A 13,198-nucleotide genomic window follows, 5' to 3' on the forward strand; every position below is an offset into this window, starting at 1 on the left:
TCCCGCCCCGGCTGCGGAGGGCCGCCCCGACCCAGCCCCGGAGGGGCCTGCCCCGGCTCCCGCAGGGCCGCACCCGTCCCGCCCCGGCTGCGGAGGGCCGCCCCGACCCAGCCCCGGAGGGGCCTACTCCCGCCCCCGGAGGGGCCTACTCCCGCCCCCGGAGGGGCCTACTCCCGCCCCGGAGGGGCCTGCCCCAGCCCCGGAGGGGGCCACTCCGCCCGGAGGGGGCCACCCCGCCCGGAGGGACCTGCCCCAGCCCCGGAGGGGGGCGCACCCCCGGGCCCCCGGAGGGGGCCGCCCCCGCCCAACCCCCGGAGGGCTCAGTGGTGGTAGAAGATCCGGTCGCCGTACTCCTCCAGCACCCGGCGGTTCCAGTCGTGGCCGCCGTCCACGTTCCCCGAGCGCAGCAGCGGCGGTTCGACGCCGCGGTCGGCGAGGGTGGCCGCCGTGGTGGCCAGGACCGCCTGCATGAGGGCGGCCGTGACCACCGTGGACGCGGGCGCGAAGGGCGCCGGGACGGTGTCCAGGGTCAGCTCCGCGTCGCCCACCGCGATCTTGGAGTCGAGTACGACATCGCAGTGGTCCTTCAGGAAGCTGCCGGAGCTGTGCCGGGACCGGGTCCCGGTGGCGTAGGCGACCGAGGTGACGCCGACGACCCGCACGCCCAGGTCGCGGGCGCGGGCGGCCATCTCCACCGGCAGCGCGTTGCGGCCCGACAGGGAGACGATCACCAGGGCGTCGCCCGCGCGCAGCGGCGAGGAGTCCAGGACGGCACTGGCGAGGCCGTCCACCCGTTCCAGGGCGGAGCCCAGTGTGGCGGGCATCACATCGACGCCCACGACCCCGGGCACGGTCAGCAGGTTCATCAGGGCGAGCCCGCCGGCCCGGTAGACGACGTCCTGCGCGGCGAGCGAGGAGTGCCCGGCGCCGAAGGCGAACAGCCGGCCGCCCCGCTGCACGGTGTCCGCGAGCAGCGTGCCGGCCGCTTCCACGGCCGCTTCCTCCTCGTCCCGGACGCGGTGCAGCAGCTCGATCGCCGCGTCGAGGAACTGGCCGGCCGGCTTGCGGTCGCTCATGCGGAGCCCCTTCGGGGTGACGGTGTGATGGTGCCCTCGGTGGCGCCTCACGCTGTGCCGGGGCTCACGGTGCGGTCTGGACCAGTGCGGTGTCAACACGGAACGGCCCGGCGGCGAGGGGCCGGGCGGTACGCTCGATATCCCGTTCGGCCTTCTCCTCGGCGCGGCACGGTTGTCAGTGGTATGCGTCAGAATTGATGGCAGGGCCAGCGCACGCGCCGGAGAGCCGTCGAGCCTCCGGAAGATCTCATCAAGGGGCACGTATGTCCGGACTGATCGACACCACGGAGATGTATCTCCGCACCATCCTCGAGCTGGAGGAGGAAGGTGTGGTCCCCATGCGCGCCCGGATCGCGGAGCGGCTCGACCAGAGCGGCCCGACCGTCAGCCAGACGGTGGCGCGGATGGAGCGCGACGGCCTGGTCTCCGTCGCCAGCGACCGGCACCTGGAGCTGACCGACGAGGGCCGCAAGCTGGCCACCCGCGTGATGCGCAAGCACCGGCTCGCCGAGTGCCTGCTCGTCGACGTGATCGGCCTGGAGTGGGAGCAGGTGCACGCCGAGGCGTGCCGCTGGGAGCACGTGATGAGCGAGGCCGTGGAGCGCCGCGTGCTCGAACTGCTGCGGCACCCCACCGAGTCGCCGTACGGCAACCCGATCCCGGGTCTGGAGGAGCTGGGCGAGACGGACCTCGCCGACCCGTTCCTGGACGCCGGCCTGGTCGCGCTGTCCGACCTGGACCCGGGCGCCGAGGGCAAGTCGGTGATCGTGCGCCGCATCGGCGAGCCGATCCAGACCGACGCGCAGCTGATGTACACGCTGCGCCGGGCGGGCGTGCAGCCCGGCTCGGTGGTGAGCGTGACGGAGTCCGCGGGCGGCGTGCTGGTGGGCAGCGGCGGCGAGGCGGCCGAGCTGGAGTCGGAGGTCGCCTCCCACGTCTTCGTCGCCAAGCGCTGATCCGCCGGCCGCCGTGACCGGCGGGAATGTGCCGCCGGTGTTTCCATCCCGTCGAATGCGGAATTCGGTCTGTTCGAACGGCAGCGTCCGCGCGATTCGCGTGCAAGGCTGTCGCCGAGGCATATGACGACGGCGCATATGGCGAAGGCCCGGGGCCGCGGGGGGCGGCCCAGGAGAGGGGGAGGCTGTGTCACGGAGACGGCAGAGGGCCCCGGCGCCGTGCGGCGCCGGGGCCTGTCCTCCCCTGTGCTGACCCGGAGCCCCGAGCTCTCAGGGTCATCCCCTCGGACCGTTTTCCCCGAGCGGCCCGCCTCCCGCTGAAGATCTCCCCTCGACGACGGCGGCCAATCCCCGGAGGGTGTCACTCGAACGAGCGGTATTGCCCGGCAGGACGGTTTTTTCGAAAACGCATTCGATAGCCTGCACGGCAGGCAGATCAGGTCCGAGCGGAGCATGGGGGTGCCAGGACCATGGCGCGGCGCATCGACGTGACCGGCGCGGGGGGCGTTCGCCTCGCGGCCTGGGAGTTCGGCGACCCACCCAAGGCCGACCCGCCGACCGGCCCCGGCCAGGAGACGGCCGCCGGCCCGGGTGCGGACGCCGCCGCCCCCGGTGTCCTCCTGCTGCACGGCCTGATGGGCCGCGCCTCGCACTGGGCGGCCACCGCCCGCTGGCTCTCCGGGCGGCACCGCGCGGTCGCCCTCGACCAGCGCGGCCACGGCCGCAGCGAGAAGCCGCCGGCGGCGTCCTTCACCCGCGAGGCGTATGTCGCGGACGTCGGCGCCGCGCTCGACCAGCTCGGCCTCGCCCCGGCCGTGCTGATCGGCCACGCGATGGGCGCGCTGACCGCCTGGCAGTTCGCCGCCAAACACCCCGAACTGGTCCGCGGCCTGGTCATCTGCGACATGCGCGCGTCCGCGCTGGGCGCCGCCTCGCAGCAGGAATGGACCGAGTGGTTCCGGGCCTGGCCGGTCCCGTTCGCCACGCTGGCCGACGTACGCAAGTGGTTCGGCGAGGACGACCCCTGGACGGAGCGGCCGAACCCGGCCCGCGGCGCGTTCTACGCCGAGGTGATGGCGGAGTCGGCGGACGGCTGGCGGCCGGTCTTCGAACCGGACCAGATGCTCAGCTCCCGCGCGACCTGGGTGCACGACGCCCACTGGGACGAACTGGCCCAGGTCGGCTGCCCCACCCTGGTCGTCCGCGGCCTGGACGGCGAACTGGGCCGCGCCGAGGCCCAGGAGATGGTCCGGGTGCTGCCCCGCGGCCAGTACGCGGAGGTCGCCGACGCCGGCCACCTGGTCCACTACGACCAGCCGGAGTCCTGGCGCGCAGCCGTCGAACCGTTCCTCGACAGCCTCGAGGACGGCTGACGCACCACCGCAGCCCTCGCCACGGCTGCCGTACCACCGCGGCCCCCGGCCCGGTCGCCGTACCGCGTCCTACCCCTTGCTGACCGCCGTCAGGATCTCCGGCAGCCGTCGGGCCGTCCGCGGTGCGGCGAACCGCAGCCCCAGCGCGGTCAGCGCGGCCCCGTACACCACCCCCACCGGCAGTACCACCCACGTCCACGCGTCGCCGCCCGCGCGCACGCTCAGCCACACCGTCAGCGCGATGACCGGCGCGCACAGCAGCGCGGCGGCGACCATCCCGCCGAAGATCGAGATCCAGGCGAGCCCGGCCTGACCGGGGGCCACGTTCTTGTAGCCGTCCTGCGGAATGGAGTACGGGAAGCGCGCCGAGGTCCAGGCGCCGGTCGCCAGCATCGCGCCGAGCAGCGCCAGCGACAGGCCGAGCGCCTCGGGCAGCGCGGCCCAGTCGGCGAGCAGCGCGGTGGTCAGGACGGTGACGAGGGCGGCGTACGGCAGGGTGATCAGCAGCAGCGCGCAGGCCCGCGCGCGCAGTTCGACGTAGGCGTCGCGGGGCGCGGAGATGGTCATCGCGACCATCCAGAAGGCGGAGGTGTCCTGGCCGAACTGGTTGTACATCTGGATGCCGAGCAGGCCGGCGGCGAAGCAGGCGAAGTAGACCGAGCCACTGCCCTGGAGCGCGTTGAACACCGGCACGATCAGGCCGATGGCCAGCGAGGTCACCCAGGCCGCCTTGGTCTTCGGGTCCCGCCACACGTACCGCAGGCTGCGCTCCATGACGGTGCCGGTGCGCCCGGCCGGCAGCAGCCGGGCGGGCCCCGGGGCGCGGCGCTCCCGCGCGGCCCCGCCGGCCGGCAGCGTCGATCCGTCCGGCGCGGTCATCAGCCGGGTCAGCTGCCGGTCCCACACCACCAGCAGCCCCGCCAGCAGCGCCGCGCACAGCGCGAGCCGGGCCAGCGCCGTCCCGTACGCCCCCTCGCTCGCCGCCCGCACCGCGCCCATCGCCGAGCCGGGCGGCAGCCAGCTCAGCACGTCGGAGACCGGCGCGAGTTCCGCGAGCCCGGCCGAACCGAGGCGCTGCGCCCCGAAGTTGACCAGCTGCGCCCCGACCGCGACGACCAGCCCGCTGAGCACCGCCAGGTCCCGCCCCCTGCGGCTGGTCAGCAGCCGTACGTTGGCGGCGGCGACGGCCCGCGCCAGCGCCACGCACACCAGCAGCGTGAGCAGCGCGCCGACGACGCCGACGGCGTACGCCGCCGGGCCGTGCGCCAGCGCGACCACCGAACCGGCCGCCAGGCACAGCGTGAACAGCGGCCCGATGCCCACCAGCGACGCCGCCAGCAGCGCCCGGACCAGCGGCCGGGGCCGCAGCGGCAGCATCACCAGCCGGGTCGGGTCCAGCGTCTCGTCGCCGCTCGGGAAGAACAGCGGCAGCACCGCCCAGCCCAGCGCGAGCACCGTCACCAGCAGCACCACCAGCGCGTCCGCGTGGGAGTGCCCGCGCAGCGCGATCAGGCCGATCAGCTGGAGCGCGGCGACCAGCAGTACGACGACGGCCGACGCCACGTAGGCGGCCCGCCGGCCGGCGGACTGCCGCAGCCCGTTGCGCAGCAGCGACAGCTTCAGCCGTACGAAGACGGCGGTGACCGGGGTCAGCGCGTCGGCGCCGGCGCTCATCGGGCGCCGCCGCCCAGCCAGTCCAGATCCGCCCCGGCGTCCCGGCCGCCCGCGCCGACCAGTTCCAGGAACGCCTGCTGCAAGGAGGGCGCCGGCCCGCGCATCTCGGCGAGCGTCCCGGTGGCCCGGATGCGGCCGGCGGCCAGCACGGCCACCCAGTCGCACAGCGACTCGACCAGTTCCATCACGTGCGAGGAGAAGACGACGGTGGCGCCGGAGGCGGTGTACCGCTCCAGCACGCCCCGGATGGTCTGCGCCGACACCGGGTCCACGCCCTCGAACGGCTCGTCCAGGAACAGTACTTCGGGGTTGTGCAGCAGGGCCGCGGCCAGCCCGATCTTCTTCCGCATCCCGGTCGAGTAGTCGACCACCAGCTTGTGCTGGGCGCCGGCCAGGTCGAGCACGTCCAGCAACTGCCCGGCCCGCTTGTCGACCTCGCCGCCCGGCAGCCCCCGCAACCGCCCGGTGTACCCGAGCAGTTCCCGCCCCGACAGCCGCTCGAACAGCCGCAGCCCCTCCGGCAGCACCCCGATCCGCGCCTTCACCTCGGCCGGATCACGCCAGACGTCGTGCCCGACCACCTCCACCGTCCCCTGGTCCGGCCGCAGCAGCCCGGTCACCATCGACAGCGTGGTGGTCTTCCCGGCCCCGTTGGGCCCGACCAGCCCGATGAACTTCCCGGCCGGCAGCTCAAGATCGATCCCGGCGACAGCCACCTGCTGCCCAAACCGCTTCCAGAGCCCTCGCACCCGCACGGCAGACGTCATGCACAAACCCTACGGGTGCGAAGCGCCCCGCAAGGGGCGCGGGACTGTATCTGATCTGCGGCTCCGCCGCGTGGGCGCGACCAGCCACCCACACCCCGCACCCGCCGAACAACCGATCCCCGCGGACGAGAACGCGTCACCGCTCCCGCCCGCACGCATACGCGAGCGGCGACATCAATTCCGCCACATCCGGCAGCCACCGGTTCGTCCGGGTCGGCGGGCACGCCCACTGCACCGCGCCCCGCACCCCGTACCGGGTAGGCGGCGCCGCCACATACGCACCTTCCCCGAGCGCCGCCAGATCCAACGACACCGGCGACCACCCCAGTCCCCGCACCAGCTCCGGCACCTTCGCCGCGGCCCCCGGAAGTACGAAGAACCGCATCCGCCGGTCCGGCGTCAACGCCACCGGCCCGAGCGTCAGCTCCATCCGCTGCATCCGGGCCAGCGCCAGGAACCCGGCCGTCTCCGGCACGTCGATCGCGTCGAACGTGCGCCCGGTCGGCAGCAGGATCGACGCCGTCGGCTGCTTCTGCCACAGCAGCCGGGCCACGGTCGCGCTGCCGGTCGCCTGGGCCGCCCAGTCGGCGCGCGCCGGGTGCGCGCCGGGGAGGGCGCACGCCCGGTCCGCGCAGGAGCAGCGCTGCTCCCCGTCGACGGCTTCCAGCCAGGTGCCGGGGAACACGTCCCAGTGACGCTCCTCGGCGTAGCGAACGGCGGCCTCCAGCAGCGATGCGCCGCGCTGCTGGGGAATCTGTGCGGTCTCGGTGCCAGGGATCGTCTCTTCCACGTGGAACTCAACTCCCGCGCCCATCCCGGGTTACGGCCCGCGTCCCGGCCGCTGCGCGCGCGGGGAGGAGCATCGATTCCGCCGCCGGGCGCATGGTGGCACGTCCGGGGGCGCGCGGGAGGATTCGCGGCGGGAGCTGGGTAGCCAGGGATGGGGGCACGGCGACGGCCGTTACCCGGCAATCCTCGCAAGCCTCGCATTTTCCGCATGTCAGCGGGGCATTGATCTTCACGGCCGGATTCTTTCGGCAGAAGACACGCCAACTCGGTGCACGGGCAGGCACCCGAGCCATGAAGCAGGGGGTACGCCATGGCCGCAAGGCCTCTTGTCGCGCGGCAGCCGAACGAACGGTTGCAGGCGCTCATCCAGGAAGCGGGCTGCTCGAACGCGGGCCTGGCCCGCCGGGTCAACATGTGCGGCGCCGAGCACGGTCTCGATCTGCGGTACGACAAGACGTCGGTGGCCCGCTGGCTGCGCGGACAGCAGCCGCGCGGCCGGGCCCCGGCGATCATCGCGGAGGCGCTGGGGCGCAAGCTCGGCCGGACGGTCACGATCGACGAGATCGGCATGGCCAACGGCAAGAACCTCGCGTCCGGCGTCGGCCTCCAGTTCTCGCCGACGGTACTGGGCGCCATCGAGCAGGTCTGCGAACTGTGGCGCAGCGACGTGGGCCGGCGGGACTTCCTGTCCGGGTCCTCGGTCGCGGCGTCCGCGCTGGTGGAGCCCAGCCGGGACTGGCTGATCTCCGCCCCCGACGCGCAGGTGTCGCGGGCGGCCGGGCCGCGGGTGGGCCCGTCCGACGTGGCGGCGGTGCGGGCGATGACCCAGGCGCTGGTCGACCTGGACCACCAGTACGGCAGCGGGCACGTGCGCCCGGTCGTCGTGCACTACCTCAACAGCGTGGTCTCCGGGCTGCTCGCGGGCTCCTACCGGGAGGCGGTCGGCCGGGACCTGTTCGCGGCCGTCGCCCGGCTGACCGAGCTGGCCGGGTACATGGCCGTCGACACCGGCCAGCCCGGCCTCGCCCAGCGGTACTACATCCAGGCGCTGCGCCTGGCGCAGGCGGCCGGCGACCGCGGCTACGGCGGCTATGTGCTCGCCGCGTCGATGAGCCACCTCGCCGCGCAGCTCGGAAACCCGCGCGAGATCGCGCAGTTGGCGCGCGCGGCGCAGGAGGGCGCACGGGGGCGCGTGACACCGCGCGCGGAGTCGATGTTCCACGCGGCCGAGGCCCGCGGGCACGCCCTGCTCGGCGACGCGCGGGCGGCCCAGGAGGCGGCGGGCCGGGCGGTGGCCGCGCTGGAGGCGGTCGACGAGGCGTCCGGCGACGACCCGGCGTGGATCGCGCACTTCGACGCGGCCTACCTCGCCGACGAGTTGGCGCACTGCCACCGGGACCTGGGCCAGGCCGACGCGGCGGCCCGGTACGCCGAGGAGTCGCTGGCCGGGCACCCCGAGTCCCGGGCGCGCCGGCGGGCCATCGGCCATGTCCTGCTGGCCAGCGCCCAGGTGCAGCGCCGGGAGATCGAGGAGGCGTGCAGTACGGGCACCAAGGCGGTCGAGCTGCTGGCCGGCCTGCGCTCCAACCGGGGCGCCGAGTACCTGGACGACCTCCAGCAGCGGCTGGACCCCTACCGGGAGGAGTCGGTGGTCCGGGAGTTCGGGGCGCGGGTCGAGCTCCAGGCGGCCGCGTGAACTTCGGCCCGGAGCGCGCGTGAACGGGCGGGAAACCAGGGGTGGTCGAGGGCGCGGGACGTCAACACCGCGTAGGGGACCGGTTTTGTTATTGCGGTCACAGGGAAGGTGGTCACGTCCTGTGCGGCGTGGCAGCGGGTTCCGGGGACCCGGTAGCGTGAGCCGACGATTCCGAAGGTCCCCCATTCGTAGGAGTCCCGGTGACACAGAGTGGACAGGGCGAGGAGCCCTCGGCGCGCCCGGCGCGCGAAGGCATCGTGCTGCCCTCGGACGGCAGCGCGCCCCTGTTGCCGGGTATGACGGGCGCAGCCGCCGGTCCGCCGTCCGGCCCGCCCGCCCCGCCGCCCGCCGCCCCCACCGGCGGACAGTCCTGGAACCAGGCGTGGGGGCCCGGCGGCCCGCACGCCGACCAGGCCCCTCAGCCCTGGCACGCGGCCGGACAGCAGCCGCCGGACGCCTGGTCCGCGCACGGCCAGGACCGGCCCGGCCCGCCGCCGCAGCCGGGCCCCGGCCCGCTGCCCCCGGAGGGCGCCCAGGCCCCGGCCTACGGCGCCCAGCCCCCGGCGGCCTACGGCGGCCAGCAGACCTACGGAGGCCCCCCGGCCTACGGCGCCCAGCCACCGGCGTACGGCGCGCAGCAGCCCCCGTACCCGCAGCAGGAGGGCGGTCACGGCGCGCACGCGGCCCCGCCGCCGCCCGCGCCCGCGCCGGACCAGGCCACCCAGTACCTGCCGCCCGTGCCGGCCCCGGCCCAGCCCGCCGTCGACGAGGGCACCACCCAGTACATACCGCACATACCGCCCGCTCCCGCCGCCGACGAGGGAGCCACCCAGTACCTCCCGCCGGTCGCGCCCGGCGCGCTGCCGCCCGAGATGCCGGCCGGTGGGCACCACGCCGAGCAGACGCGGTCGCTCGGCGTGGTGAAGCCCGCCCCGCAGGGGCCCGGCCCGCTGCCGCCGCCGGCCGCCGGCTCCGACGCGGAGGCCACCCAGTACCTCCCGCCGGTACCCGGACAGTCCGGCCCGGCGCCCTTCGGCGCGGGGTCCGGCGGGGACGCGAACCGGCAGCCGCCCGCCGAGTTCGACAACCTCTTCCGCGGCGCCCCGGGCGCCGACGGCCCGTCCGGCTCCACCCAGCAGATGCCCATGCCCGGCGGCCCGCAGCCGCCCCAGTACGGGTACGCCCCGCAGGGCCCCGGTCCCGGTCCTGGTCCCGGCGCCGGTCCCGCCGACAGCGGCCGGCGCGGTGGTGGCGGGGGCGGCCGGGGCGGCCGGACCGGGTCCCGGGTGCCGCTGATCGCGGCCGTCGGCGTGGCCATCGCCGTCGTCGGGATCGGCGCCGGCGCGCTGCTGGCCGGCGGGGGCGGCGAGGACGACGGCGACAAGAACCAGACCGTGTCCGCCACGGCCCCCGCGACCGAGGGCTCCGCGTCGGCCTCCGCCGACCCGGCGCGGGAGCAGGCCGTCGCGCTGGACGCGCTGCTCGCCGAGAGCGGCGACAGCCGGCAGACGGTGATCGACTCGGTGGCCGCGGTGAAGTCCTGCGACAACCTGTCCCAGGCGGCCGAGAGCCTGCGCGACGCGGCCGAGCAGCGCACCGAGCTGGTCACCCGGCTCTCCCAGCTGCCGGTGGACAAGCTGCCGGACAACGCGGCGCTGACCACCGCGCTGACCAAGGCGTGGCAGGCGTCGGCGGCGGCCGACAACCACTACGCCGCCTGGGCCGACCAGGCGGCCGGGAAGAAGGGCTGCAAGAAGGGCCAGGCCCGTTCCACCGGCCAGACCGCGGCGGGCAACAAGGCGAGCGGCGTCGCCAGCACCGAGAAGGCCAAGGCCGCCGACCTGTGGAACAAGATCGCGAAGTCGTACGGCCTGACCGCGCGCACCCCGGTGCAGCTCTGAGCGGCGCGGCCGGCCCGGCCGGCCCGGTCTCAGTCCACGTCGGCCTCGCGCAGCGTCCCGGTGGTGTCGAGGAAGCCCTTGCGGGCCGACACCAGCCGGCCCTGCCGTACCACCTGGAGGGTGACGTCGGTGTTGACCAGCCGGGGGAAGCCGACCGAGGCCAGGTCGGCCGCGAACGTCCAGCGCAGCGTCGGGGTGAGCCCGTCGGTGTCGATCTCCAGTCCGTCGTCCAGGGCGCCGGTGATCGCGTCGGCGCTCACCTCGGCGTCGTCGCCGAGCGCGGCGACGACCTTCTTGAGCACGGTGTACGCGATGTAGGTGGTCTGCACCCCGGCGTCGGCGGCGTCGATCCGGTTGTCGCCGAACGCCTTCTCCTCGATCACCTTCTTCATCGGGTCCCAGACCCGGTCGGTCTCCACCGGGTACCAGCCGGTGACGTACGACCCCTCGTACGGGCTCGACGCCCCGCCGGCGGCGTTCACGGTGGACTGGTCGACGCTGCCCAGCACGGTGCCGGTGCGCACCTCGGGGTAGGCGTCGCGGGCCCGCCGGAAGGAGTCCATGAAGGTGTCGGTGCGGTCGCCGAGCACCGGGACCACACAGCCCTTCTTCGCCGACAGTGCGTCGGCGGAGCGCTGGAGCGCCCGGTCGGCCTGGCCGCCGTACTCGGTGGCGTCCTCCGCCGCCCGCTGGTCCTGGGCGCTCTCGTGCCCGCCCGCGGTGAGTCCGGAGTCCAGCAGCGGGGCGAGCTGGTCCCCGGCGATGGTGTCGGGGCGGACCAGGGTGACCGTGCCGCAGTTGCCGGCCAGCGCGCTGCCGAGGCCGGCCAGCAGCGCCGGCTGGCCGCCGTTGACCGGGTAGGACAGCGGGCTGGTGAACTCCTCGGAGGTGATGCCGTAGCCGCCGAGGTAGGGGATGCCGGCCCCCTCCAGTACCGGCAGGAAGGCGTCGGCGTACTGGCTGTAGGAGCCGACGACCGCGACGGCCCGCTCCTGGACGGCGCGCCGGGCGCACTTGGCGGCGGCCACCCCGTCGTTGTGGTCGTTGCAGGTCAGCACCTTGAGCCGGTGGCCGGACAGCCCGCCGTGCGCGTTGACGTAGCGGGCATAGGCCTGGGCGAAGGCGGGCATGCCGGGTTTGTTGGTGGCGTCGGTGCCCTGGGGCGCCCAGGTCATGACGGTGATGGTGTCGTCCCCCGCGCTCCCCGCGACCCCGGGGACGACCCCGCAGCCGGCGGCGAGCGACGCGCACGCCGCGAGCGCGCCCAGGGACAGGGAGGTTCTGCTGAAGCGTCGCCTGCCGGTCATGAAACCGTACGATTCCGTCACAGGACTAACCTGGGGGCGCCCTCCGGTCGACGGCGGGTGGCCTTGCGGTGAATTGCGGGTGCCTGTGAGGCAAGCATGGAGAGGAACGTACGATCGATGACCGTGCAAGGTTCGGAGAACTCTTCCCGTCGCGGCCGTCGCTCCTCCACCATGGGCGGCATGCCTCTCAACGACATGCCGTGGTGGCGCTGGCGCGGCAACGTGCGGTCGGCGCTGCACATGCTCTCCGACCCCGCCTTCCAGCGGGACGTCTGGCTGGCCGGGGTGGACGGCTACGGCGACGTCACCGACGCGGTCTACCGGCTGGTCGAGGACACCTGGCTGGACAACTGGTCGGCGGAGAAATACGTCGGCACGATCTTCCGGGACTCCCAGGAGGCGGCGCTCGTCGACACCGCCGTGCTGCGGGTGCTGCGGATCATGCACCAGGTCGGGCCGGACGCGCCGGTGGCCGCGTACCTCCAGCACGGGGACTGGCCGGAGGCGGTGCGGGCGGCCCGGGACGCGCATGTGCGGCTGGCGGCGAGCGACGGCGAGGACCCGGACACGGTGCCGCGCAGCCTCGAGGTGCTGCACCTCATGACGCGGTCCGCGTGACGGGACGCTCTTCGTGCCGGGTGCCGGATATGGGACCCTGTCCGGCATGAACGACCAGTCCACCCGGCCCGCGGCCGCCGCCGACCAGTACGTCCTCACCCTCTTCTGCCCGGACAAGCAGGGCATCGTGCACGCGGTGTCCAGCTACCTCTTCATGACCGGCTGCAACATCGAGGACAGTCAGCAGTTCGGCGACCACGACACGGGTCTGTTCTTCATGCGGGTGCACTTCTCGGCCGAGTCGCCGGTGACGGTGGACAAGCTGCGCGCCAGCTTCGCGGCGATCGGCGACTCCTTCCAGATGGACTGGCAGATCCACCGGGCCGACGAGAAGATGCGCGTCGTGCTGATGGTCAGCAAGTTCGGGCACTGCCTGAACGACCTGCTGTTCCGCACCCGGATCGGGGCGCTGCCGGTGGAGATCGCCGCGGTGGTCTCCAACCACACGGACTTCGCCGAGCTGGTCGGCTCCTACGACGTTCCCTTCCACCACATCCCGGTGACCAAGGACACCAAGGCGGCGGGCGAGGCCCGGCTGCTGGAGGTCGTCCGGGAGGCGGACGTCGAACTGGTCGTGCTGGCCCGCTACATGCAGGTCCTCTCCGACGACCTGTGCAAGCAGCTCAGCGGGCGGATCATCAACATCCACCACTCCTTCCTGCCGAGCTTCAAGGGCGCGAAGCCGTATCACCAGGCGCACGCCCGGGGCGTGAAGCTGATCGGGGCGACGGCGCACTACGTGACGGCGGATCTCGACGAGGGGCCGATCATCGAGCAGGAGGTCGAGCGGGTGGGCCACGACGTGACGCCCGATCAGCTCGTCGCGATCGGGCGGGACGTGGAGTGCCAGGCGCTGGCGCGGGCCGTGAAGTGGCATGCGGAGCGGCGGATTCTTCTGAACGGGCGGCGGACGGTGGTGTTCGCGTAGCGGGGCGGGGGGTTCTGTCCCGCCGGCGGCTGCGGGTGCGTCGTGGCCGGTCGCGCAGTTCCCCGCGCCCCTTGAGGGACGTCCACCGCACGTACTCAAGGGGCGCGGGGAAC

General features: G+C 74.3%; 11 protein-coding genes. 6 read left to right on the plus strand and 5 right to left on the minus strand.

The genetic code is table 11. The features are described from left to right. Nucleotides 1-320: 320 nt before the first annotated feature. Complete coding sequence (locus tag ACTT8P_RS29285; protein ID WP_442834782.1) at nucleotides 321-1,076, minus strand: SIS domain-containing protein; 756 nt, start codon at nucleotides 1,074-1,076, stop codon at nucleotides 321-323. 263 nt (nucleotides 1,077-1,339) lie between these two features. Between ACTT8P_RS29285 and ACTT8P_RS29290 the strand changes: the two genes are divergently transcribed. Together ACTT8P_RS29290 and ACTT8P_RS29295 are read left to right on the plus strand one after the other, a co-directional pair. Then, nucleotides 1,340-2,032 (plus strand): metal-dependent transcriptional regulator, encoded by a 693-nt coding sequence (locus tag ACTT8P_RS29290; protein WP_442834783.1) that lies wholly within the window; start codon nucleotides 1,340-1,342, stop codon nucleotides 2,030-2,032. Between the two features lie 470 nt (nucleotides 2,033-2,502). Further along, the gene (locus ACTT8P_RS29295) at nucleotides 2,503-3,405 is read left to right on the plus strand and encodes an alpha/beta fold hydrolase (RefSeq protein ID WP_442834784.1); all 903 of its coding nucleotides are present in this window, start codon (nucleotides 2,503-2,505) and stop codon (nucleotides 3,403-3,405) included. A gap of 69 nt (nucleotides 3,406-3,474) precedes the next feature. On the opposite strand, the gene ACTT8P_RS29300 is transcribed toward ACTT8P_RS29295, so the two are convergent. The 3 genes from ACTT8P_RS29300 to ACTT8P_RS29310 form a co-directional block, all read right to left on the minus strand. Further along, nucleotides 3,475-5,079 carry a transporter gene (locus ACTT8P_RS29300; RefSeq protein ID WP_442834785.1) on the minus strand — a complete coding sequence of 535 codons (1,605 nt, stop codon included), beginning with the start codon at nucleotides 5,077-5,079 and terminating at the stop codon, nucleotides 3,475-3,477. Further along, a complete protein-coding gene (locus tag ACTT8P_RS29305) occupies nucleotides 5,076-5,846 on the minus strand; it encodes an ABC transporter ATP-binding protein (protein WP_442834786.1) in 771 nt (256 codons plus the stop codon). The genes ACTT8P_RS29300 and ACTT8P_RS29305 overlap by 4 nt, the downstream gene beginning before the upstream one ends. 136 nt (nucleotides 5,847-5,982) lie before the next feature. Further along, on the minus strand, nucleotides 5,983-6,636 hold the full coding sequence (locus tag ACTT8P_RS29310) for a bifunctional DNA primase/polymerase (protein WP_442834787.1): 654 nt from the start codon (nucleotides 6,634-6,636) through the stop codon (nucleotides 5,983-5,985). A 309-nt stretch (nucleotides 6,637-6,945) separates the two neighbouring features. Here ACTT8P_RS29310 and ACTT8P_RS29315 point away from each other — a divergent pair, with 309 nt between their 5' ends. Continuing rightward, entirely contained in the window at nucleotides 6,946-8,331 is a 1,386-nt protein-coding gene (locus ACTT8P_RS29315; protein WP_442834788.1) for a transcriptional regulator, read from the plus strand. Nucleotides 8,332-8,531: 200 nt separating this feature from the next. Further along, the gene (locus tag ACTT8P_RS29320) at nucleotides 8,532-10,232 is read left to right on the plus strand and encodes a hypothetical protein (RefSeq protein WP_442834789.1); all 1,701 of its coding nucleotides are present in this window, start codon (nucleotides 8,532-8,534) and stop codon (nucleotides 10,230-10,232) included. Between the two features lie 29 nt (nucleotides 10,233-10,261). Here the strand turns inward: ACTT8P_RS29320 and ACTT8P_RS29325 are convergent, their stop codons facing one another. Further along, entirely contained in the window at nucleotides 10,262-11,539 is a 1,278-nt protein-coding gene (locus ACTT8P_RS29325; protein ID WP_442834790.1) for an ABC transporter substrate-binding protein, read from the minus strand. A 117-nt stretch (nucleotides 11,540-11,656) separates the two neighbouring features. On the opposite strand from ACTT8P_RS29325, the gene ACTT8P_RS29330 reads away from it, so the two are divergent. Together ACTT8P_RS29330 and purU are read left to right on the plus strand one after the other, a co-directional pair. After that, a complete protein-coding gene (locus ACTT8P_RS29330) occupies nucleotides 11,657-12,157 on the plus strand; it encodes an SCO4402 family protein (protein WP_442834791.1) in 501 nt (166 codons plus the stop codon). 46 nt (nucleotides 12,158-12,203) lie between these two features. Next, a complete protein-coding gene (gene purU, locus ACTT8P_RS29335; RefSeq protein ID WP_442834792.1) occupies nucleotides 12,204-13,085 on the plus strand; it encodes a formyltetrahydrofolate deformylase in 882 nt (293 codons plus the stop codon). Nucleotides 13,086-13,198 lie beyond the last annotated feature (113 nt).

Origin of the sequence: Streptomyces sp. JW3, assembly GCF_052216785.1 — a bacterium.
Classification (GTDB): Bacteria; Actinomycetota; Actinomycetes; order Streptomycetales; family Streptomycetaceae; genus Streptomyces.

Excerpts from the sequence above, each read along its gene's own strand:
- purU (WP_442834792.1), top strand. The coding sequence starts at position 12,204 with ATGAACGACCAGTCCACCCGGCCCGCGGCCGCCGCCGACCAGTACGTC.
- ACTT8P_RS29295 (WP_442834784.1), top strand. The coding sequence starts at position 2,503 with ATGGCGCGGCGCATCGACGTGACCGGCGCGGGGGGCGTTCGCCTCGCG.
- ACTT8P_RS29305 (WP_442834786.1), bottom strand. The coding sequence starts at position 5,846 with ATGACGTCTGCCGTGCGGGTGCGAGGGCTCTGGAAGCGGTTTGGGCAG.
- ACTT8P_RS29325 (WP_442834790.1), bottom strand. The coding sequence starts at position 11,539 with ATGACCGGCAGGCGACGCTTCAGCAGAACCTCCCTGTCCCTGGGCGCG.
- ACTT8P_RS29330 (WP_442834791.1), top strand. The coding sequence starts at position 11,657 with ATGACCGTGCAAGGTTCGGAGAACTCTTCCCGTCGCGGCCGTCGCTCC.
- ACTT8P_RS29300 (WP_442834785.1), bottom strand. The coding sequence starts at position 5,079 with ATGAGCGCCGGCGCCGACGCGCTGACCCCGGTCACCGCCGTCTTCGTA.
- ACTT8P_RS29290 (WP_442834783.1), top strand. The coding sequence starts at position 1,340 with ATGTCCGGACTGATCGACACCACGGAGATGTATCTCCGCACCATCCTC.
- ACTT8P_RS29285 (WP_442834782.1), bottom strand. The coding sequence starts at position 1,076 with ATGAGCGACCGCAAGCCGGCCGGCCAGTTCCTCGACGCGGCGATCGAG.
- ACTT8P_RS29315 (WP_442834788.1), top strand. The coding sequence starts at position 6,946 with ATGGCCGCAAGGCCTCTTGTCGCGCGGCAGCCGAACGAACGGTTGCAG.